Raw genomic sequence first — 20,120 nt, forward strand, 5'->3', positions numbered from 1 at the left:
GAAGTCGAGGTCGATGGATCATTGTTACTGTACCAGCTGGACGGTATAGAAACGGGAGACGTCGATCACCCTTACGATGCGAGGTGTGCCGCCCCCTCCCGCCGCCCGTGCCAAGCTGCTCGACGCCTTCGTGAAGATCCTCATCGAGCACGGCGAACGCGCCGCCACCCTGGAGGCCGTCGCGGCGGAGGCGGGGGTCAGCAAGGGCGGCCTGCTCTACCACTTCGGCTCCAAGGACGCGCTGGTCGAGGGGCTGGTCGCCCGGCTCGATCAGCTGGTCGCGCAGGACGTCGAGCTCATGGCGGCGGCGCCGGAGGGCGCCGTCGAGTACTACGTGCGCACGTCCGTGTTCGCCGACACCCCGCTCGACCGGGCGATCGTCGCCGTCTTCCGTCTCAGCCAGGGGGCCAACGCCCGCGCCCAGCAGGCGGCGCGGGGTATGCAGGAGCAGTGGCTGCGCACGCTCCGCGCGCAGGTCCCCGACGAGGACACCGCCCGCGCGGTGCTCCTCCTCGGTGACGGTCTCTACTACAACGCCGCCCTCACCGGCGGCCATGCGACGGTCACCGACGCCCAACTCGACGCCCTCGTCGAGCGCGTCCGGCACATGGTCGCCGGCCACGCGGGCAATTGAGTGAAGCTCAGTAGGGCCTTTACCCTCGCCTGACCAGCGGGTAGGTTTGGGGTCATGCCTTCGATCTTCATCTCCGGTGGCGCTGCGGGCATCGGCCGCGCGACCGCCCTGCGATTCCTGTCCGAGGGGTGGACGGTGGGCGTCTACGACGTCAACGAGGTCGCCCTCGCCGAGCTGAGATCGGCGCATCCGAAGATCGTGACCGGCACGCTCGATGTCACCGACTACGGCCAGTGGGAGGCCGCGCTCGCGGACTTCACGCAGCACACCGGCGGCGGCCTGACCGTGCTCGACAACAACGCGGGCGTCCTGTTCAGCGGCGATCTCGATGAGATCACGCCGCAGCAGATCAAGCTGCAGATCGATATCGATGCGCTCGGCGTCACCTACGGCGCCCGGGCCGCGCTGCCCTACCTGAAGGGCCAGCCGGGTGCGCACCTGGTGAACATCAGCTCGGCGTCGGCGATCTACGGCCAGCCGGGCATCGCGACCTACAGTGCCGCCAAGTTCTACGTCGCCGGGTTCACCGAGGCGCTGGAGTTGGAGTGGGAGAAGCACGGTATCCGGGTCGTCGCGATCTGGCCGCTGTGGGCGAAGACCGCGCTCGCCGAGACCGATGCCAAGAGCACCAGGACCCTCGGTGTGAACATCACCCCGGAGGAGGTGGCCGAGCAGGTGTGGCACTCCGTGCATCCGTCGATCCGGGTGCCCTTCCTGCCGCGGGTGCACTATTCCGTCGGAACCTTGACCACATTGCTGTCCAATTCGAGTAAATTCGCACCCAGGTCGGTCGTACGACTGATCAACCAGATCACCAGTCAGTAGTGCTGCCGGCTGTATTTCCCATCCGAGAAGGAGTCTCCACCACCGTGATTCAGACGACGATGCAGGACGGCGAGCTGACGATCGCTCGTCTCGTCGAGTACAGCCGCCGCGTGTTCCCCGAGGCCAGGATCACCACCTGGACCGGTGAGGGGCTGCGCGACATCTCCTTCGCCGAGGTCGGAGACAAGGCCTCGCAGCTCGCGCACGCGTTGACCAAGCTGGGCGTGCAGCGCGGCGACCGGGTCGCCACGTTCATGTGGAACAACAACGAGCACCAGGTGGCCTACGCCGCCGTGCCCGCGATGGGGGCCGTGCTCCACACCCTGAACCTGCGCCTCTCGCCGGAGCAGGCGGTGTTCATCATCAACCAGGCCGACGACAAGGTCATCCTCGTCGACGCCTCGGTCGCGCCGCTGCTCGGCAAGTACCTGGCCGGCACCCCGAACGTGCAGCACATCATCGTCGCGAACGGCCCGAAGGAGGCGCTCGAGGCGCCCGCGGGCATCACCGTGCACAGCTTCGACGAGCTCATCGCGGGTGAGGCCACGACCTTCGACTGGCCCGAGATCGCGGAGCGCGACGCCGCCGTCCTCTGCTACACCTCCGGCACCACGGGTGATCCCAAGGGCGTCGTCTACAGCCACCGGAGCATCTGGCTGCACTCCATGCAGGTGAACTCCTCGTCGGGCATGGCACTCGGCAACGCCGATTCCGTGCTCGCGATCGTGCCGATGTTCCACGTCATGAGCTGGGGCCTGCCCTACGCCGCGATGATGGGCGGCATCACGCTGATCATGCCCGATCGCTTCCTGCAGCCCGAGCCCCTGCTGCAGATCCTCGACGCCACCAAGGCCACTTTCGCCGCCGCCGTGCCCACCATCTGGGCCGGCGTCGCCGCGCAGCTCGCGGTCAAGCCGCAGGACATCTCGCACCTGCGCGAGGTCGTCGTCGGTGGTGCGGCCGTGCCGCCGTCCATGATCCGGGCGTTCGATCAGTTCGGGACTCGCATCGTGCACGCCTGGGGCATGACGGAGACCTCGCCGCTCGGCTCGGTCTCGCGCCCGCCCTTCGGTGTCTCGGAGGAGGACGAGTTCGCCTACCGCGTTACGCAGGGCCGCTTCCCGGCATCCGTTCAGGCCCGGCTCATCGACGATGAGGGCAACGAACAGCCCTGGGACGGTGAGGCTTCCGGCGAGCTCGAGGTGCGCGGCCCGTGGATCACCGGCGCGTACTACGCGCCCGAGGGCAATGTCTCCGACCCGTCGAAGTTCCACGACGGCTGGCTCCGCACGGGCGATGTGGCATCGATCAGCCCCGACGGTTTCATGACCATCCGCGACCGCACCAAGGACATGATCAAGACCGGTGGCGAGTGGATCAGCTCCGTCGAGCTGGAGAACACGGTCATGAGCAACCCGACCATCGCCGAGGCCGCCGTCGTCGGCGTTCCCGACGAGAAGTGGGACGAGCGCCCGTTCGTGCTGGCCGTCGTCAAGGACGCGGCCGACGCGGACGTCGCCGCGCAGCGCGCCTTTCTCGAGGACAAGCTGCCCAAGTGGCAGATCCCCGAGCGCTGGGCGTTCGTCACCGAGGTCCCGAAGACCTCGGTCGGCAAGTTCGACAAGAAGCTCATCCGGGCCGAGTACGCCGACGGCACCTACCCGGTGGTCGACGCGCGCGCCTGACGCACCTCTCGAGTACGACAGGGCCGTCGCAGCCGGTGGGCTGCGACGGCCCCGTCGTCGTCTCGGACATCCGACGTCGTTCGCCGCGAATCTGACGAAACGGTGAGCTGTTCGGGTGGACGGCCCGATCGCGGCCGTGGCCGTGCCACGCTGGATGCGTGATCGATACCGGGACCCCGGCGCAGCAACAGGCTCCGCCGCAACACCGCCCGCCGGCGTGGGCCGCCGCGCTGGCGGGCCTGCTGGCCGGCGCCCTCGGGCTGGCGGTGGCGGAACTCGTGGCGGCGGTCATCGCACCGGGAGCGAGCACGGTCTTCGCGGGCGGGGCCGCGGTCATCGACGCGGCGCCGCCGTGGCTCAAGGACTTCGCCGTCGACTGGTTCGGCACCGCGGACAAGGCGGTGCTGCTCGGGACGATGGGGGTGGTGCTCGCCGCGGGCGCCGCGAGCGCGGGTCTGCTCGAACACCGGCGCCCACCCTGGGGCGCGGCCCTGTTCGCGGTCGTCGGGCTCGTCGGCACGGTGGCGGCGGTGCTCCGTCCCGATGCGACGGCCCTGTGGGCGGTGCCGAGCATCGTCGGGATCGGTGCGTCGCTGCTCGTGCTGCGACTCGCGGTGCGGCGGCTCGGGCCCGCCCTTCCCGCGGGCCGGGCCCACGACGATGCCCACGGCGGGCCCGTCGACGGGCCGGCGGTGGACCGGCGCGGATTCCTCGTCGTTGCCGGTGCGGCAGCCGGTACGACGGTGCTCGCCCTCGTGGGTGCGCGGCTCCTGTCGGCCGGGGCGAAGGCGGTCACGGCGGCGCGGGAGACGCTGCGCCTGCCCGTGCCGCGCACTCCCACGCCGGCGGTTCCCGCGGGCGCCGATCTGCGGATCCGCGGCCTCACGGCGTACATCACGCCGGCGGCTGACTTCTACCGCATCGACACCGCCCTCCGCGTGCCGCAGATCGACCCGGCGCACTGGTCGCTCGAGGTGCACGGCCTGGTGGACGAGCCCTTCTCGCTCAGCTGGGAGGAGCTGCTCGCGCTGCCCCTCGAGGAGCACCACGCGACCCTCGCCTGCGTCAGCAACGAGGTGGGCGGCGACCTCATCGGCAACGCGTTGTGGCTGGGCTACCCGCTCGGCGCGCTCCTGGAGCGGGCGAAACCGCGGGCCGGGGCCGATATGGTGCTCTCGCGCAGCCACGACGGCTTCACCGCGGGAACGCCGCTCGAGGTGCTCCGCGACCCCGCCCGCACATCGCTGCTCGCGATCGGCATGAACGGCGAACCCCTCCCGGTGGCGCACGGCTTCCCCGCTCGGCTCGTCGTCCCCGGCCTCTACGGATACGTCTCCGCGACCAAATGGGTGACCTCGCTCAAGGTCACGACCTTCGCCGCCGACGAGGGCTACTGGACGCCGCGCGGCTGGTCGGCGATGGGACCGGTCAAGGTGCAGTCGCGCATCGACGTCCCGCGGGGATCGGTGTCCGCGGGATCGGTCACGGTGGCGGGCGTCGCGTGGGCGCAGCACACCGGGATCGGCGGGGTCGAGGTCCGCGCGGATTCCGGCCAGTGGGTGCGGGCCGAGCTCGCGGACACCGTCGGGCCCGATACGTGGCGCCAGTGGCACGTCTCCCTCCCGCTGGCCCGCGGCGAGCACGTCCTCGAGGTGCGCGCCACCGACGCGCTCGGGGCGATGCAAACCGATACGCCCGCGCCGCCCGCTCCCGACGGTGCCACCGGATGGCACCGGGTCGTCGTCACGGCGGGCTGAGAGGTGCCGGGGAGCCTCAGTCGCCCAAGGGATTCACCGCGCACAGGCTGGAGGGGTCCTCCATCACCACGCGGACGCCGTACCCCACATCGGAGGCGAGCTGCGTGATCAGGTAGGACGCCACGGTCGAGATGCGGGTGACGTCGGTGAGGTCGAGGACGACGGTGGTGCCGCTCTGCGCGCGACCCAGGCGCAACGCCTCGTGCACCACCTCCTCGACCGCCGCGAAGTCCACCTCGCCGCGCAGCCGCAGCACCAGGCGGCCGGTGGCGGGATCGGTGGTGACGGAGGCGACGGCACTCACCGGGGTGATCGACCGGTTCAGCAGGTGCAGGCCGAATTCGCTGCTCATCCGCTGCAGCACCGCGACGCCGCGGCTGGAGTTCCCGGCCTCGTCGAGCGGCGGGCTGAACACGCAGATCCCGTACTCGCCCGGCGTCGCAGCGACGATGCCGCCGCCGACCCCGGACTTCGCGGGGATGCCGACGGACACCATCCAGGCCCCGGACCTGTCGTACATGCCGCACCCCGTCATCACCGAGAGGGTGTGTCGCGCGACCGTCGCGCTCACCACGCGCTCGCCGGTGACCGGGTTGACGCCGCCGTTGGCGAGGGTCCCGCCCATGACCGCGACATCGTGCGCGTCCACCAGCAGTGAGCACTGCCGGAAGTACGGGTCGAGCGCGTCCTCGATCGGGACGCGCAGCGCGTCCGTCGACCTCGCGAGCGCGGCGAGCGCGAGGTTGCGGAAACCGGTCTCCGACTCCGAGCGGTAGACCTCCGCGTCCAGCTCGAGATCGCGACCGGCGAAGCGGGACAAGCCGTCCCGGATGGCGGCGAACCGCTCCGCACCGTCGGCCCCCGGGATCAGCGAGGTCGCGACGATCGCTCCCGCGTTGATGAGCGGGTTCTCCGGCCGGCCCGACGGATCGAAACTGATGCCGTTGAAGGCCTCGCCGCTCGGCTCGACCCCGATCCGTTCACACACCGCCGCCACTCCCAGGGCCTGAAGCGCCAGTGCGTAGACGAAGGGCTTCGACACGGACTGGATGGTGAAGGGCGTGCGGCGATCGCCGGCTCCGTAGTGGTGGCCGTGGACGGACACCATGGCGACGCCGAAGGCCTCCGGGTCCGCCGTCGCCAACTGCGGAATGTAGTCGGCGACGGCACCCGGGTGCGCCTCGTGGCGAACATCGTCGAGTACGCGGGCCATCGCCGCGTTCACGGGGTTGTCCGTGAAGCCGACGGAAGTGCTGGGGCCGGTGCCGGTGCTCATACCAGCCAAGCTATCCGACGGTGACCGCTCCTCGACCCGTCCTCCACCCGAGGGGGCAGGATCCGGCGAGTATCGTTGCAGTCACCGTGACATGAACAGGTTGAGCAGCGCATACCCGCGGATATCGCCAGCCCGCATTGCCGCAGACAACTTTCTTGGAGATTTAGCTATGACGAACACGCTGCCCGACGGTCGGACCCTCGACGACGCCATCGCCGCGGGGACCCGGGCCTACGAGCTCGACCGCGCCCACGTCTTCCACTCGTGGTCGGCGCAGGCCCAGATCAATCCCATGACGATCCTCGCCTCGCAGGGCTCGTACGTGTGGGACGGCGAGGGGCGCAAGCTCCTCGACTTCAGCTCGCAGATGGTCAACACCAACATCGGCCACCAGCACCCGAAGGTCGTCGCGGCGATCGCGGAGCAGGCCGCGCGGATCTGCACCATCGCGCCGCAGCACGTCAACGAATCCCGCAGCGAGGCCGCGCGGCTCATCGCCGAGCGCACCCCGGGCGATCTGAACAAGGTGTTCTTCACCAACGGCGGCGCCGACGCCGTCGAGCACGCGATCCGGATGGCGCGCGTGCACACCGGCCGGCGCAAGGTGCTCAGCCGCTACCGCAGCTACCACGGCGGTACCGAGCTGGCGATCAACGTCACCGGCGACACCCGTCGCTTCGCGAGCGACTTCGGCGGCGAGTCCGTCGCGCACTTCGACGGCCCCTTCCTCTACCGCTCGTCCTTCTACGCGACCACCGAGGAGGAGGAGAGCCAGCGCGCGCTCGAGCACCTGGAGCGCACGATCGTGCTCGAGGGCCCGAACACGATCGCCGCGATCATCCTCGAGGCGATTCCCGGCACCCCCGGCATCATGGTCCCGCCGCCCGGCTACATGGCCGGCGTCCGCGAGCTGTGCACGAAGTACGGGATCGTCATGATCGCCGACGAGGTGATGTCCGGCTTCGGTCGCGCCGGGAAGTGGTTCGCCATCGAGCACGCCACCACCGCCGCCGGGCCCGTGGTGCCCGACCTGCTGACCTTCGCCAAGGGCTCGAACAGCGGCTACGTGCCGCTGGGCGGCGTCGCGATCAGCGGGGAGATCGCCGCCACCTTCGCCGATACGCCCTACCCGGGTGGCCTCACCTACTCCGGCCACCCGCTGGCCACGGCCGCGGCGGTCGCGACGATCAATGCGATGGCCGAGGAGGGCATGGTCGAGAACGCCGCGAAGATCGGCGAGGAGATCATCCGGCCCACGCTGGAGGGGTTCAAGGCCAAGCACCCGTCCGTCGGCGACGTGCGTGGCGAGGGTGTCTTCTTCGCCATCGAGCTGGTGCGCGACAAGGAGACCCGCGAGCCCCTGGCGCCCTACGGCGGCAGCAGCCCGGCGATGAACGAGACCGTCGGCGCGCTCAAGAAGGGCGGCCTCCTGCCCTTCGCCAACTACAACCGGATCCACGTCGTCCCGCCGTGCAATGTCTCCGCCGAGGAGGCCCGCGAGGGACTCGCGATCATCGACGAGGCGCTCAACGTCGCGGACGCGCACACCGTCTGACCCCGTCACCACGAGGCCCAGGAGGCCCCATGCCAGCACTCAAGCCCGTCCTGCCCGCCGAACTGCAGTCCGGACGTCCCGGCGTGTACGAGTTCTCCGTGCGCTCGGCGCGCCCCGTCGACTGGGTGTGGGGCGAACTGACCTCGGACCGGCCGTTGCACTGGTGCAAGGGGATCCGCAAGATCGAGTGGACCAGTCCGCGGCCCTTCGCGGTCGGCTCCACCCGTCGCGTGCACCTCGGCCCGGGCGTCAGCGCCGACGAGATCTTCTACTCGTGGGAGGAGTCCGAGACGCTGTGCGAGAAGGCCTTCTACGTGCAGTCCGCCACTGCGCCCGGCCTGGCCCGCCTGGCGGAGAAGTACCGCGTCGAGGCGCACCCCGACGGCGGCTCCGTGTTCACGTGGACGTTGCTCATCGAGCCCGTCGGCGGCGACCGGGTGATCGGCCTCAGCGCATTCCCGGCCGGCCTGATCGTGAAGTGGCTGCAGCGCGATACCGAGAAGTACCTGGGCTCCGCATAACCTCCCGCACCACAGAATCCGCATGACCGAATACGGTCATGCGGATTCTGCATTCCGCGCTAGTATTCGCGCATGTACCCCAACGCTCCCGAGCCCCCGTCGTCATTCGGGGACGACCTTTTTCCGCTGTTCTTCGGGGCTATCGTGGTCATCGCGGTAGTCAGCCTCGTAGTGCGGGGAGCGATCTGGCTGAGCAACTACAACGCCGCGGCGAAGCGCGGCGAGGACTACTTCACGCTCGAGACCGACCTGCAGGTGCAGGCGCTCCAGAGCCGCGCACTCGGCACGGAGCGTTCGATCGAGGAACGGCTCGCGGAGATCGACGATCTCGCCGCACGCGGCGTGATCGACGCCGACGAACGCGCGGCGGCCCGGGCGAAGATCCTCGCCGCGGGCTGAGCGCGGCACCGTCGGACCGGGGAGGTTGCGTCAGATCCAGACCGGACCGGCGTCGAGGCCGTCGGGGAGGTCGTGGTCGCCGCGGGCGCACTCGCACGGGGCGGCCGGATCGACGGCGGCGATGGTCCGGGTGAGCGCGTCCGTGAGGCGCGGAAGGTTCGCGCGGAACTGGGCGAGCACGTCCTCGGCGTGCACGCCCGTGCCGGCCTCGATTCCCGCGTCCAGGTCGGTGACCAGCGCGATCGAGGCGTAGCAGAGCTTGAGCTCCCGGGCCAGGGCCGCCTCGGGCAGCCCCGTCATGTTCACCAGGTCCCAACCCTGCGCCGCGTACCAGCGGCTCTCCGCGCGCGTCGAGAACCGCGGGCCCTCGATCACCACCATGGTCCCCGAGGTGCGGTCGGCTCCCGGCGCGGCGGCGGCCCGAAGGACGGGGCAGTACGGATCGGCGAAGCTCACGTGCACGCCGTGTCCGTCGAAGAAGGTCGACGTCCGTCCGGACGTACGATCCACGAGCTGGTCCGGGACGGTGATCGTCCCGGGCCCGGCCGCCGGGTCGAGACTGCCGACGGCGCACGGCGCGAGCACCTTCGTGGCCCCGAGCCGGCGCAGTGCCCACAGGTTCGCCCGGTACGGCACGGTGTGCGGCGAGTACTCGTGGCCCAGGCCGTGCCGCGGCAGGAAGGCCACCTCGCGCCCGGCGATCTCGCCCAGGGTCACCGGGGCGCTCGTCGGCCCGTACGGGGTGTCGACGGTGACCTGCTCCGTCGCGCCGGACAGGAAGCTGTAGAGCCCCGTGCCCCCGATGACGGCGATCATGCGCGGCCTCCGAGCCGGCTGCGGACGGCCTCCGCCACCTCGTCCGGTCTGCCGACGTCGAAGAACTGCTCCGATCCATCGCCGAGGGTCACGCACAGTCGCTGCCGCGTCCGCTTGAACAGGCCGACCACGTCCTCGACGATGCCGGCACCGACGATGTGCCGGAACTGGACGGCGAAGGGCGTCCCGTCGATCTTCGAGGCGAGCCCGGCCGGGCGGAACCGCAGGTGCGTCTGCGTCAACTCCAGGTGCCCGCGGACGGCGCCGGAACGCTTCCCGATACTGAGCAGACGGGTCGCGGGCCAGCTGAGATCAGTCACGGTGACACAATATGCCGAGACCGCGTGGGGTTCGCGGTAGCATCAGTTATCCGTTTTCCTATGGGTGGGAGTTCAAGATGACGTACTTCGGTGCGATCGTGATGGTGCTGTGGGTGGCGGCACTCATCGACGTGATCGCCTCGGACGAATTCCGGGTGCGTCACCTGCCCAAGGTCGGTTGGCTGATCATCGTGATCATCATCCCCTTCGCGGGCTCGCTGATCTGGTTCCTCATGGGCCGGCCCGTGGGTGGCGGCGGCCGGAGCGGCGCATCGTCGCGCACCCCGGGGTTCCCCGAGTACGAACGTCCGGGACGCCACATCGCCCAGTACGCCGACGATGACGACGAGTTCCTCCGGCAGTGCCGCGAGCGGGCCGAACAGCAGCGTCGCCGCGCGAAGGAGCTGGACGCGCGCAACCCGTCCGAAGCGCCCGAGGACAAGGACTGAACGCCGCCCGGCCCCGCCGACTGGGGGAGATCTACCGATCCGCAGTGGGGGTCATCCGCGCGAATCCCCGGCCCACGCTGGGGTTGGCCGCGGTGTCGATCGGCTCCATCGCCCTCCTCGGTGTGCTCGCGCGGCTGCCGCTCGTCGGCGCCGAACAGGTCGTCCCGGACGCGGACCGCGATACCAGGCAGGTCCTCGTGGTGCTCGGCGTCTACCCCGCGAGCGCGATGCTGGTGACCCTGGTGTGGATCCTCGCCAGTGTCGTCGTCACCGCGGTCGGGTCCGTGGTGGCCCACCGGTATCTCACGGACCGCACGACCTCCCTGCGTCGCGCCTGGACCGAAGCGCGCCCGCGGCTGGTCGCCGCATTCGGGCTCGGCGTGCTGGACGTCGTCGTCGTGCTCACGCCGATCGGGCTGGCGGTCGCGGCCTCGATCGGCCTCGCGGTCCGGGCGGGACCGGACCTCGTGCGGGTCACGACGACGGTGCTGCTCGTGCTCGCGGCGCTCGCCGTGCTCGCGGTGCTCCCGACGCTGGTGATCGCGGGGCCGATGCTCGTCATCGAGAAGTTGCGGCCCGTCGACGCGCTGTGGCGTGCCGCTGCCCTGCAGCGCACGGGGTTCTGGCGGCTGCTGCGCCGGGTGATCTGCACGTATCTGGTGGTCACCGCGGTCTCGGCCCTGATCGGTCTGCCGTTCTCCCTCGCCGCGTACGCGACCCGCCCGCCGGGCGGCGACGTGGCCGCGCAGAGCCTCGCGAGCCTGCTGTTCGTGAACGCGGGGTGGGTGCTCGGCCAGATCGCGGTCGTGCCCTTCCTCATCGCCACGAACGCCCTGCTGTACAGCGATCAGCGGGCGCGGGCCGAGTCCGCCGCCCCGACCGGGGGTGCGTAGACGGGACTTGAGTCGCGTCCTGTTGTATGGCGGCGGCCGACGATTCGGGCGTAGGGCGTAGGCCCGTCCCTGACGCGTTCGACGACTCATACTGACGACATGCAGGCTGAACCGTGGTTGGTCGTGATCGACTTTCAGGAGATCTTCGCTCGGCCGGACAGTGGATGGTTCGTGCCGCGGTACGCCGACGCCGCTGCCGCGACTGTCGAGCTGTTGCCGCGCTTCGGTGACCGTGTGGTGTTCACTCGCTTCGTCGCGCCGAGCACGCCGACCGGAGCGTGGATCGACTACTACGAGAAGTGGCCGTTCGCACTCGTTTCCGAAGCCGACCCGCTCTACGACCTGAGCGCGGAGTTCGCGTCGAACCGACATGCGGTGGTGAGCCTGACCACGCTCGGCAAGTGGGGTCCCGAGTTGGAGGCCGCAGTGCACGGCAGTCGCGACGTGGTCCTCGTCGGCGTCTCGACCGACTGTTGCGTGCTCTCGACGGCACTCGCCGCGGCCGACGCGGGGGTTCGTGTGCGCGTCGTCGCGGACGCCTGCGCGGGTGTCAGCGATGAGGATCACCGGCGAGCGCTGGACGTGATGAGGCTGTACGCACCGCTGATCGACATCACCAGTGGTGCTGAGTTGACCGGCGTGGCGACCGAGGCCACGGACACCGCAGTTCGTTCGTGGAGCCGATGACGGGAATCGAACCCGCGCTACCTGCTTGGGAAGCAGGAGTTCTACCATTGAACTACATCGGCAGTCGCGGCACCGTCGTCCGACGGGGCCGCGCGTACCGGCAACACTAGCACGGCGCACCGTCGGACCAGGGGACCGGTCAGGGCTTCACGGACGTGCGCGGGGCCACCCACAGGCGGTACGTGACGAGCAGCGCCGCGAGCCACGCGAAGCCCACCACGAGCGCGACGAGGGTGTCGTGCTCGAAGGCCATGAGCACGGTCACGAACAGTAGGAATCCGATGGCGAACAGCTGCCCGTAGGGCCACAGCGGCACGGGGAACCGCAGCTGCGCGACCTCCTCGGCGGGGAGCGAGACCCGCTGGCGGTACTGGGAGGCGAGGATCATCAGCCACACGAAGACCGTCGCGAAGGTGGCGATCGAGGCGATCACCACGAAGACGTCCTCGGGGATCAGATAGTTGAGCAGGACACCCACGAGCAGCGCGCCGGTCATGATCACCACGGTCATCCAGGGCACGCCGTTCGCGGTCGTGCGCCGCATGATCGCGGGCGCCTGCCCCTGCTGGGCCATGCCGAACATCATCCGGCCGGCACCGAAGATGTCGCTGTTGATCGCCGACAGTGCCGCCGTGATCACCACGACGTTGAGCACGTGCGCCGCGGGCGCGACGCCGAGGGCCTGGAAGATCTGCACGAACGGGCTGGACTCGCTGCTGATCCGCGTCCACGGGATGACGGCCATGATCACCGCGAGCGCTAGGACGTAGAACAACCCGATCCGTACCGGCACGGTGTTGATCGCCTTCGGGATCGTGCGCTCCGGATCCTCCGCCTCCGCCGCGGTCAGGCCGATGATCTCCGACCCTCCGAACGCGAACACGACCAGCACGAAGCAGCTCAGGAAGCCGCCGAAGCCGGTCGCGAAGAAGCCGCCGTGCGCGTACAGGTTGCTCAGTCCCTGATCGGTGTCGTGCATGCCGAAGCCGAAGATCAGCACAGCGACGCCGCCGGCGATCATGGCGACGATCGCCGCGATCTTCACCAGTGTCAGCCAGAACTCGACCTCGCCGAACACGCGCACCCGCATCAGGTTCAACGCGGCGATGAAGAAGATCACCGCGAGTACCCAGATCCACTTCGGCACATGGGGGAACCACGTTCCCATGTAGACGGCGAACGCCGTGACATCCGCGATGCACACGAAGACCATCTCGAAGACGTACATCCAGCCGGTGAGGAATCCCGCCCGCGGGCCGAGTGCGGACGAGGCGTAGTCGCCGAACGAGCCCTGTGGCCGCCGCACCGCCATCTCGCCGAGTGCCCGCAGCACGAGGTAGATCACCACGCCGCCGATCAGGTAGGCGAGCAGGACGGCAGGGCCGGCCGCCTGGATCGCGGCCGCCGAGCCGTAGAACAGGCCCGTCCCGATCGCCGAGCCGAGCGCGATGAACCGGATGTGCCGCGCGGTGAGGCCGCGGCGGAGGGGAGTGTCGGTCACGAAGAGGCAGTATCCCCGATCCGGGGTGCACTCTCGCGCACCGCCGCCCTGCCCTACGCTGAACCCCGTGCTGCTCTCCGATCGTGACATCCGCGCCCATGTGGAATCCGGCCGCCTGGGGATCGATCCGTTCGACCCGCAGATGGTGCAGCCGTCCAGCGTGGACGTGCGGCTCGACGGCCTGTTCCGCGTGTTCAACAACACGCGCTACACCCACATCGACCCCAAGCAGCGGCAGGACGAGCTGACCACGCTGGTCGAGCCCGCACCGGGGGAGCCCTTCGTGCTGCACCCCGGCGAGTTCGTGCTCGGTTCCACGCTCGAGGTGTGCTCGCTGCCCGACGACCTGGCCGGCCGCCTCGAGGGCAAGTCCTCACTCGGCCGGCTGGGCCTGCTTACCCACTCGACCGCCGGATTCATCGACCCGGGCTTCTCCGGTCACATCACGCTGGAGCTGTCCAACGTCGCGAACCTGCCGATCACGTTGTGGCCGGGCATGAAGATCGGCCAGCTGTGCCTGTTCCGCCTCACCAGTCCGGCGGAGAACCCCTACGGCAGTTCGGCCGTGGGCTCGAAGTACCAGGGGCAGCGCGGCCCGACCCCGTCGAAGGCGTACCTGAACTTCCAGAGCTGATTCCGCGGTCGGTTTCCCACGGAAACCGCAGGAAACCGACCGCAGTCGCGAGCCTCGTTCAGTCGGCGGAGTGCCTACCCCGACGGCGGGGCTCCTGCGGCGCGCGCTGGGGCGGGTCGGGCACGATCGGAGCGCGCTGGGGCGGGTCCGGCAGGATCGGTGCGCGCGGCTGCGGGTCCGGTGCGCGCTGGGGCGGGTCCGGCAGGACCGGAGGACGCGGCTGCGGGCGCGGCGGAGCGGGAATCGGCTCGTCCGGCAGCCGCCGCCGCCCGGGCTGCTGCGTCTCGGGCAGTGAGGTCTCCGATTCCTGCCGGGCGGGAGCCGGACTCTGCGAGGGCGCGCGTCGGGCCGGGGACTGCGCCGGACTCTGCTGCGCGACGGGCGCGACGGGCGCGACGGGCGCGACGGGCGCGACGGAGTCCGGTCCGGCACCGTCGGCGATCTCCGGGGCGGCCGGCGCCGTGGCGCGGGCGGCGGCGCGACGCTCCCGCACCCGGATCTCGGAGGGGTCGGTGTCGGGGTGGCTCTCCGCGTACCGCTTGGCGGCCTCCGCACTGACGGCGGCCCGTTTCGGCTTCGCCAGCAGCACCGCGATCGCGGTGGTCAGCGGCACGGACAGCGCCAGGCCGATGCCGCCGACGAACGCGCGGACCAGCTCGATCGCCACGGAATCGGACGTGAGTACCTGACCCAGCGGCCGGCCCGCGATCGAGAACAGCAGCAGCAGCGGCAGCGCGGTGCCGACGTACGCGAAGACCAGCGTGTACACCGTCGAGGCGATGTGATCGCGGCCGACGCGCATGGCCGCGAGGAAGGTCCGGCGCCGCGAGGACTTGGGCGAGAGCTTCGCCAGCTCGAAGGTCGCCGAGGCCTGGGTGATGGTCACGTCGTTGAGCACGCCCAGGGCGCCGATGATGAATCCGGCCAGCAGGACACCGGAGATCGACACGGTGGTCGCGTAGGCCTGCAGGTTCGTCGAGTCCTCATTGCTCAAGCCCGTGACCTGTGTGGTCAGCGTGGCGAGCCACGCGAGCACGCCGCACACGGCCAGCGCGCACAGTGTGCCCAGTAGGGCCGCCGAGGTTCTCAGCGACACCCCGTGCGCGAGGTAGAGCACGACGTACAGGATCACCGCGGAGGCCACCATCGCGACCCACACGGCGGAATTGCCGTCCAGGATCGAGGGCAGGGCGAACAGCACGATCACCGCGCCCGACAGTGCGAGCCCGATGAGTGCGCGCAGGCCGCGCCACTGCGCGACCGCGATGACGACCGCCGCGAACACCAGGCCCCACACCCACAGCGACACGCCGCGCGAGTAGTCGTAGAAGGCGTAGTTCGAGGGCGAGCCCGCCACGCCGCCGCCGTTGGCGCTGATCAGGATCTTGGTGCCGGGCGACAGGTCGGGCTGTCCGGTGCCCGGGGTGGCCGGGCGCGACAGGTCGATCCCGGAGGGCTGCGCCGAGGTGCTCTGTCCCGGCACGGCGGAGACGTTGGTGCGCTGAGTGCCGATCGAGAACATCGTCCACTTGCCCGAGTCCGGGCCGCTGGTGATCTGCACCGAGCTGTTGAGGCAGCCACCGTCGGCGTTGAGGAGCGGATGCGGCTGCGTGTCGCTGACCTGGCCGTTCCCGGTCGGCGTGAAGTCGCAGTCGCCGACCATCTGCTCCGCGACGACGCCCTTCGACAGGTTCGGCGTCTGCGGGCCGCCGGGCACGCTGACCCGCAGGTGCGACGGCCACAGCACGATCAGCCCCGCGAGGACGGCGACGCCGATGACCGCGAGCAGGCCGACCACGATGCGCGAGGCCCATTTGCCCAGCGAGATGTTGGCCAGCGAATGGTTGTGCACGTGCGCGGCGGCGGCGTGCACGTCGTCGTGGTCGTGGTCGTGGTCGGCTGTCACGCCGCCACCCTACTTCTGCTTGTACGAACTGAGGAAGTTGCCGAACCGATCGAGAGCTTCGGCCAGGTCACGGGCCCACGGGAGCGTCACAACGCGCAGGTGGTCCGGCGTCGGCCAGTTGAATCCGGTGCCCTGGACCAGCAGGATCTTCTCCTGATTGAGCAGGTCGAGGACCATCTGCTCGTCGTCGCGGATCTCGTGCACGTTCGGGTCCAGCTTCGGGAAGGCGTAGAGCGCGCCCTGCGGCTTCACGCAGCTGACACCGTCGATCGCGTTGAGCTTCTGGTGGGCGACGTCGCGCTGTTCCAGTAGCCGCCCGCCGGGCAGGATCAGGTCGTTGATCGATTGGTATCCGCCGAGCGCCACCTGGATCGCGTGCTGGGCGGGGACGTTGGGGCACAGTCGCGTCGACGCGAGCAGCGTCAGCCCCTCGATGAAGCCCGACGCGTGCTCCTTGGGGCCGGTCAGCACCATCCAGCCGGCGCGGTAGCCGCATACCCGGTACGCCTTGGACAGGCCGTTGAACGTGCACACCAGCAGGTCCGGGGCGAGCTCGGCGATGGAGATGTGCTGCGCACCGTCGTAGAGGATCCGGTCGTAGATCTCGTCGGCGAGGACGAGGAGCGAGTGCTTGCGCGCCACCTCGACGATCTGCTGCAGCGTCTCGCGGGAGTAGACGGCGCCGGTGGGGTTGTTCGGATTGATCACGACGATCGCCTTGGTGCGCGGCGTGATCCTCGCCTCGATGTCCTCGACGGACGGGTTCCAGCCGTTCTCCTCGTCGCACAGGTAGTGGACGGGGGTACCGCCGGCCAGCGAGGTCATGGCCGTCCAGAGCGGGTAGTCGGGGGCGGGGATGAGCACCTCGTCGCCGTTGTTGAGCAGCGCCTGCAGGGTCATCGTGATGAGCTCGGAGACCCCGTTGCCGAGGTAGACATCGCCGATGTCGAAGTACGGGAAGTCCTGGACCTCCTCGTAGCGCGTGACCACGGCCCGCCGCGCGGAGGCGATGCCCTGCGATTCGCTGTAGCCCTGCGAGACGGGCAGCGCGTGGATCATGTCGCGGACGATGGAGTCCGGTGCCTCGAAGCCGAAGGTCGCCGGGTTGCCGATGTTCAGCTTGAGGATGCGGTGCCCCTGCGCCTCGAGCCGAGCCGCCTGTGCCACCACGGGTCCACGGATCTCGTACAGCACGTTCTGCAGCTTGGCGGACTGCTCGAGCGGCTTGAGTTCGGTGCGGATGTGGGGCACATGCGGTCGGCTCATGGGCTATATCGTCGCAGGTTCCAGCAAATCCTTTTCCGACGGTGCGCCGCCCTGCGCCCGGCGCCTCGCCGCGCCGATCACGAGCAGCGCGTACCCCACCGCGATCCAGGCGGCGAGCACCACGTACGCGGCACCGGCTCCCGCGCCGACCAGGCCACCGTCGGCGAAGTAAGCCGCGCTGCGCAGGGCCGTGCCCGTGGCGCCGATGGGCAGGATCTGGCCGAGGACGCCCCAGATGTGCGGCAGGAACTCCGGCGGCATCGCGATCCCGGCCATCGGCATCCCGATCAGCATGAACAGCAGTGCCGCGGGGGTGATGCCCTTGTTGCCGAACAGGGAGACCAGCCCCGCCACCACCGCCCCGATCGCGAGCATGCCCGCGCTCATGGCCAGCCACTGGCCCCAGAAGCCGCCGGGCAGCACGCCGATCCCCATGGCGGCCCCCACGGCCGCCGCGCCGATGATCGCCGCGCCGATGGGCAGCGCCACCGCCACGACCTTCGGGTGGCCGGCGATCAGCACCGTCACCATGGCCAGTGCCATCCCGGAGAGGAAGACGGGCAGCACGATGGCACCGAAGCCGGCGCCGCGGGGGTCGTCGGCGGACAACGGCGCGACGTCGACGGTCCGGACGTCCTGGCCCTGGGTCAGCCCGGTGGCCATCTGGGTGATCATGGGCGCGACGGCGGGCGAGGCGCCGGTCGCGATGACGGCCCGCGTCGGGGTGCCCGGCGATCCGGGCGCGATGCCGCCGTAGACCTTGCGGTCCTTCGCGGCCTGGATCAGCTCCGCCTCGGTGGCGTACGAGTGCACCTCGAAGCCGCCGGGCTGCTGGGCGTCGAGCCGCTGCTCGACCTGCTGCGCGATCGCGGCGGGGCCGACCACTCCGATCGGGAGGTCGTGCGGCTTGCCGTGCGAGGCGGGCCCGGTGAACAGCAGGACGATCAGGGGAATGGCGATGGCCAGCCCGGCGAACACCGCGGCCAGCTTCGCGTGGGACTTGCTGCTCATGGTGGAGCACCTCCGAGTAACTCAACGTTCGATGAAACGAAGACTACGACCGCGGACCGCAGAAGTCAACGGGCGTTGAAATACTGCTAGGCTGACGGTATGGCCACGGGCAGACGGGCGGGCACGAGCACCGCCAAGGCGGACATCCTCGAGGCGGCGCGGGAGCTCTTCGCCGAGATGGGCTACGACCGCACCACGATCCGCGCCATCGCGACGCGCGCCGGTGTCGACGTCGCGCTGGTCTCGTACTACTACGGCAACAAGAAGGGGCTGTTCCGGGGCGTGATGAGCATGCCCGTCGATCCGGAGGAGATCTTCACCGCGGCGCTCGTCGGCCCGCGGGACGGCGTGGGGGAGCGGCTGGTCCGGGCCGCGCTCTCGATCTGGGAGGGGCGGGAGACCACCGACGCCTTCCGCGCCCTGTTGCGCGGCGCGATCAGCGCGGACGAGGGCGCGGTCAACACCTTCGGCGAGTTCCTGTCCTCGGTGATGATCCCCACGCTGACGACGCACGCGGGGATCGACATCACGACGGCGCGCGTGGTGGCCAGCACGATGTTCGGGCTGGCCTTCCTCCGCTACCTGATCGCCGCGCCGCTGTTCCAGGCGCCGACGGCTGACGAGCTGGTGACCGCCTACGGTGCCGCGATCCAGAACATCATCGACGGCGCCGCCGGCTGACCGTTCGGCGGATCGGCCCGGCTACTGCTCGCGGGAGGTCGCCGGCGCGGGGAGGATCTCGGTGGGTTCGACCACCTCGGCTTCGGGTGCGGAGGCCGCCGGGGCCTCCTCGTCGCCGAGATTGTGGAAGGCACGACCGAGTTCCTCGGAGACGTTGATGATGCGCGCCTGCTTGACCGCGGGCTTGTCGATCTCCTCGGCCACGTACTGCGCGATGAACCGCCGGATCTCCGCGTCCACGCTGGCCACGACGCGCACGATCGAGCCGCGGATCGTCCGCGACTCGACGTCGACCCACACGTCCTTGGGCTTGGGCGGGTCGACCTCGATGCGCAGTTCCAGCGGCGCGGCGGCCCGCACGGTGAGCGGCAGCGTGATCAGGCCGGCCACGTCGTAGCGGATCCGGTCGACCCTGAGGTCGATGAGCAGGCCGATGCGCAGCGGGATCTTCACCGTGAAGGTGATGAGCTCGCCCACCTGGCGGGTGAGCTGCGGCTCGTCGATCTCCACCTGCGCCCACACCTTGGCCATTCCGCCGGGGCCCGACGGGATCGGGCCCACGGTGAAATCGCCCCCGGCGATATCGGAGAACGCGGAGCCGACGCGCTCCTCGTTCACGGCGATCTCGAAGAAGCGCCGCCCGAACTCCTCGTAACTCACGTACTCAGGCACGAGACCATCCTGCCCTATCCGCTGATAGCGATTCGCTGGGAGTCGATCACTTCCGTCCGCCGGGGCGCTTCGCGCCCGCCGCGATCCCGAAGCCCTTGGCCTTCGACGCGCCCTCCGTCGTGAGCGTACGGTCGTCGCCGCCCGACGGTGCCGGGCTTGCGGGGGCGTCGTCGACCGCGGTGTCCGGGGCCGACGGTGCGCTGTCCGCGGGCGCGTCCTCGACGGGGGCCGGGGCCGCGGGGGCTTCCGGTGCCGGTGCCGGGGCCTGCGGTGCGGCGGCCTGCGGTGCGGGTGCCGGCTCGGCCGGGGCAGCTGCGGCGGCGCGCGGTGCGCCGGGCTTCTTGGCGCCCGGTCGCTTGGCGCCGGCGGCGATCCCGAACCCTGCGGCCTTGGACTCCCCGGTCGTGGCGAGCGTGCGGTCCGCAGCGGGAGCAGCCGCTGCCGGCGCCTCGGGCGCCGGAGCTGCGGGCGCCTCGGCCGCGGGGGCCTCCGCCGGCGTGGCTGCAGGAGCGGCGGCCGCGGGGGCCTCCGCCGCTGCGGCTGCGGGCTTGGGCGCGCCGGGCTTCTTCGCGCCGGGGCGCTTCGCCCCGCCGGCCATGCCGAGGCCGACTGTGGGCTTGGCGGGTGCCGCC

20 protein-coding genes, 1 tRNA gene and 1 pseudogene are annotated in these 20,120 nt (G+C 70.3%); 12 read left to right on the plus strand and 10 right to left on the minus strand.

What is annotated here, in order from left to right:
- The first annotated feature begins 76 nt into the window (after positions 1-76).
- From HF999_RS12140 to HF999_RS12155, 4 genes are all read left to right on the plus strand, one after another.
- Entirely contained in the window at positions 77-634 is a 558-nt protein-coding gene (locus tag HF999_RS12140) for a TetR/AcrR family transcriptional regulator (RefSeq protein ID WP_210733744.1), read from the plus strand.
- 54 nt (positions 635-688) lie between these two features.
- Positions 689-1,459 (plus strand): SDR family oxidoreductase, encoded by a 771-nt coding sequence (locus HF999_RS12145; RefSeq protein WP_168546126.1) that lies wholly within the window; start codon positions 689-691, stop codon positions 1,457-1,459.
- 44 nt (positions 1,460-1,503) lie between these two features.
- Entirely contained in the window at positions 1,504-3,144 is a 1,641-nt protein-coding gene (locus HF999_RS12150) for a long-chain fatty acid--CoA ligase (protein WP_312854116.1), read from the plus strand.
- Positions 3,145-3,302: 158 nt separating this feature from the next.
- Positions 3,303-4,901, plus strand: coding sequence for a molybdopterin-dependent oxidoreductase (locus HF999_RS12155; RefSeq protein WP_168546127.1), 1,599 nt, complete (start codon positions 3,303-3,305; stop codon positions 4,899-4,901).
- A gap of 16 nt (positions 4,902-4,917) precedes the next feature.
- On the opposite strand, the gene glsA is transcribed toward HF999_RS12155, so the two are convergent.
- Positions 4,918-6,177 carry a glutaminase A gene (gene glsA, locus HF999_RS12160; protein ID WP_168546128.1) on the minus strand — a complete coding sequence of 420 codons (1,260 nt, stop codon included), beginning with the start codon at positions 6,175-6,177 and terminating at the stop codon, positions 4,918-4,920.
- Positions 6,178-6,346: 169 nt separating this feature from the next.
- Between glsA and HF999_RS12165 the strand changes: the two genes are divergently transcribed.
- From HF999_RS12165 to HF999_RS12175, 3 genes are all read left to right on the plus strand, one after another.
- Positions 6,347-7,732, plus strand: coding sequence for an aspartate aminotransferase family protein (locus HF999_RS12165; RefSeq protein WP_168546129.1), 1,386 nt, complete (start codon positions 6,347-6,349; stop codon positions 7,730-7,732).
- Between the two features lie 29 nt (positions 7,733-7,761).
- Entirely contained in the window at positions 7,762-8,253 is a 492-nt protein-coding gene (locus tag HF999_RS12170; protein ID WP_168546130.1) for an SRPBCC family protein, read from the plus strand.
- Positions 8,254-8,325: 72 nt separating this feature from the next.
- Positions 8,326-8,652, plus strand: coding sequence for an SHOCT domain-containing protein (locus HF999_RS12175; protein ID WP_168546131.1), 327 nt, complete (start codon positions 8,326-8,328; stop codon positions 8,650-8,652).
- 30 nt (positions 8,653-8,682) lie between these two features.
- Here HF999_RS12175 and HF999_RS12180 read toward each other — a convergent pair whose 3' ends face one another.
- Positions 8,683-9,468 carry an S-methyl-5'-thioadenosine phosphorylase gene (locus HF999_RS12180; protein WP_168546132.1) on the minus strand — a complete coding sequence of 262 codons (786 nt, stop codon included), beginning with the start codon at positions 9,466-9,468 and terminating at the stop codon, positions 8,683-8,685.
- Positions 9,465-9,788, minus strand: a complete 324-nt coding sequence (locus HF999_RS12185) for a hypothetical protein (protein ID WP_168546133.1) — start codon at positions 9,786-9,788, stop codon at positions 9,465-9,467. Before HF999_RS12185 ends, HF999_RS12180 begins: the two co-directional genes overlap by 4 nt.
- Before the next feature lie 77 nt (positions 9,789-9,865).
- Here HF999_RS12185 and HF999_RS12190 point away from each other — a divergent pair, with 77 nt between their 5' ends.
- From HF999_RS12190 to HF999_RS12200, 3 genes are all read left to right on the plus strand, one after another.
- A complete protein-coding gene (locus tag HF999_RS12190; RefSeq protein ID WP_168546134.1) occupies positions 9,866-10,237 on the plus strand; it encodes a PLD nuclease N-terminal domain-containing protein in 372 nt (123 codons plus the stop codon).
- A 44-nt stretch (positions 10,238-10,281) separates the two neighbouring features.
- Entirely contained in the window at positions 10,282-11,130 is an 849-nt protein-coding gene (locus HF999_RS12195) for a hypothetical protein (protein WP_168546135.1), read from the plus strand.
- A 99-nt stretch (positions 11,131-11,229) separates the two neighbouring features.
- Positions 11,230-11,817 carry a cysteine hydrolase family protein gene (locus HF999_RS12200; RefSeq protein WP_168546136.1) on the plus strand — a complete coding sequence of 196 codons (588 nt, stop codon included), beginning with the start codon at positions 11,230-11,232 and terminating at the stop codon, positions 11,815-11,817.
- On the opposite strand, the gene HF999_RS12205 is transcribed toward HF999_RS12200, so the two are convergent.
- Positions 11,806-11,879, minus strand: a tRNA-Gly gene (locus tag HF999_RS12205). The two genes, HF999_RS12200 and HF999_RS12205, sit on opposite strands and share 12 nt — an antisense overlap.
- Before the next feature lie 77 nt (positions 11,880-11,956).
- Positions 11,957-13,318, minus strand: a complete 1,362-nt coding sequence (locus tag HF999_RS12210; RefSeq protein ID WP_312854117.1) for an amino acid permease — start codon at positions 13,316-13,318, stop codon at positions 11,957-11,959.
- A gap of 67 nt (positions 13,319-13,385) precedes the next feature.
- On the opposite strand from HF999_RS12210, the gene dcd reads away from it, so the two are divergent.
- Positions 13,386-13,952 carry a dCTP deaminase gene (gene dcd / locus HF999_RS12215; RefSeq protein ID WP_168546138.1) on the plus strand — a complete coding sequence of 189 codons (567 nt, stop codon included), beginning with the start codon at positions 13,386-13,388 and terminating at the stop codon, positions 13,950-13,952.
- 58 nt (positions 13,953-14,010) lie between these two features.
- Here the strand turns inward: dcd and HF999_RS22830 are convergent, their stop codons facing one another.
- The 3 genes from HF999_RS22830 to HF999_RS12230 are packed head-to-tail and all read right to left on the minus strand — an operon-like array spanning position 14,011 to position 18,135.
- Complete coding sequence (locus tag HF999_RS22830; protein WP_312854118.1) at positions 14,011-15,858, minus strand: YibE/F family protein; 1,848 nt, start codon at positions 15,856-15,858, stop codon at positions 14,011-14,013.
- 9 nt (positions 15,859-15,867) lie between these two features.
- Positions 15,868-17,124 (minus strand): pyridoxal phosphate-dependent aminotransferase, encoded by a 1,257-nt coding sequence (locus tag HF999_RS12225; RefSeq protein WP_168546139.1) that lies wholly within the window; start codon positions 17,122-17,124, stop codon positions 15,868-15,870.
- 3 nt (positions 17,125-17,127) lie between these two features.
- Positions 17,128-18,135, minus strand: a complete 1,008-nt coding sequence (locus HF999_RS12230; RefSeq protein ID WP_168546140.1) for an ABC transporter permease — start codon at positions 18,133-18,135, stop codon at positions 17,128-17,130.
- A gap of 99 nt (positions 18,136-18,234) precedes the next feature.
- On the opposite strand from HF999_RS12230, the gene HF999_RS12235 reads away from it, so the two are divergent.
- On the plus strand, positions 18,235-18,816 hold the full coding sequence (locus HF999_RS12235) for a TetR/AcrR family transcriptional regulator (protein WP_168546141.1): 582 nt from the start codon (positions 18,235-18,237) through the stop codon (positions 18,814-18,816).
- 21 nt (positions 18,817-18,837) lie between these two features.
- On the opposite strand, the gene HF999_RS12240 is transcribed toward HF999_RS12235, so the two are convergent.
- Positions 18,838-19,488 carry a hypothetical protein gene (locus tag HF999_RS12240; RefSeq protein WP_168546142.1) on the minus strand — a complete coding sequence of 217 codons (651 nt, stop codon included), beginning with the start codon at positions 19,486-19,488 and terminating at the stop codon, positions 18,838-18,840.
- A 46-nt stretch (positions 19,489-19,534) separates the two neighbouring features.
- Positions 19,535-20,120, minus strand: a pseudogene (locus HF999_RS12245) (Fe-S oxidoreductase); the annotation flags it as partial.

This window comes from Tsukamurella spumae (genome assembly GCF_012396015.1).
Lineage (GTDB): Bacteria > Actinomycetota > Actinomycetes > Mycobacteriales > Mycobacteriaceae > Tsukamurella > Tsukamurella spumae.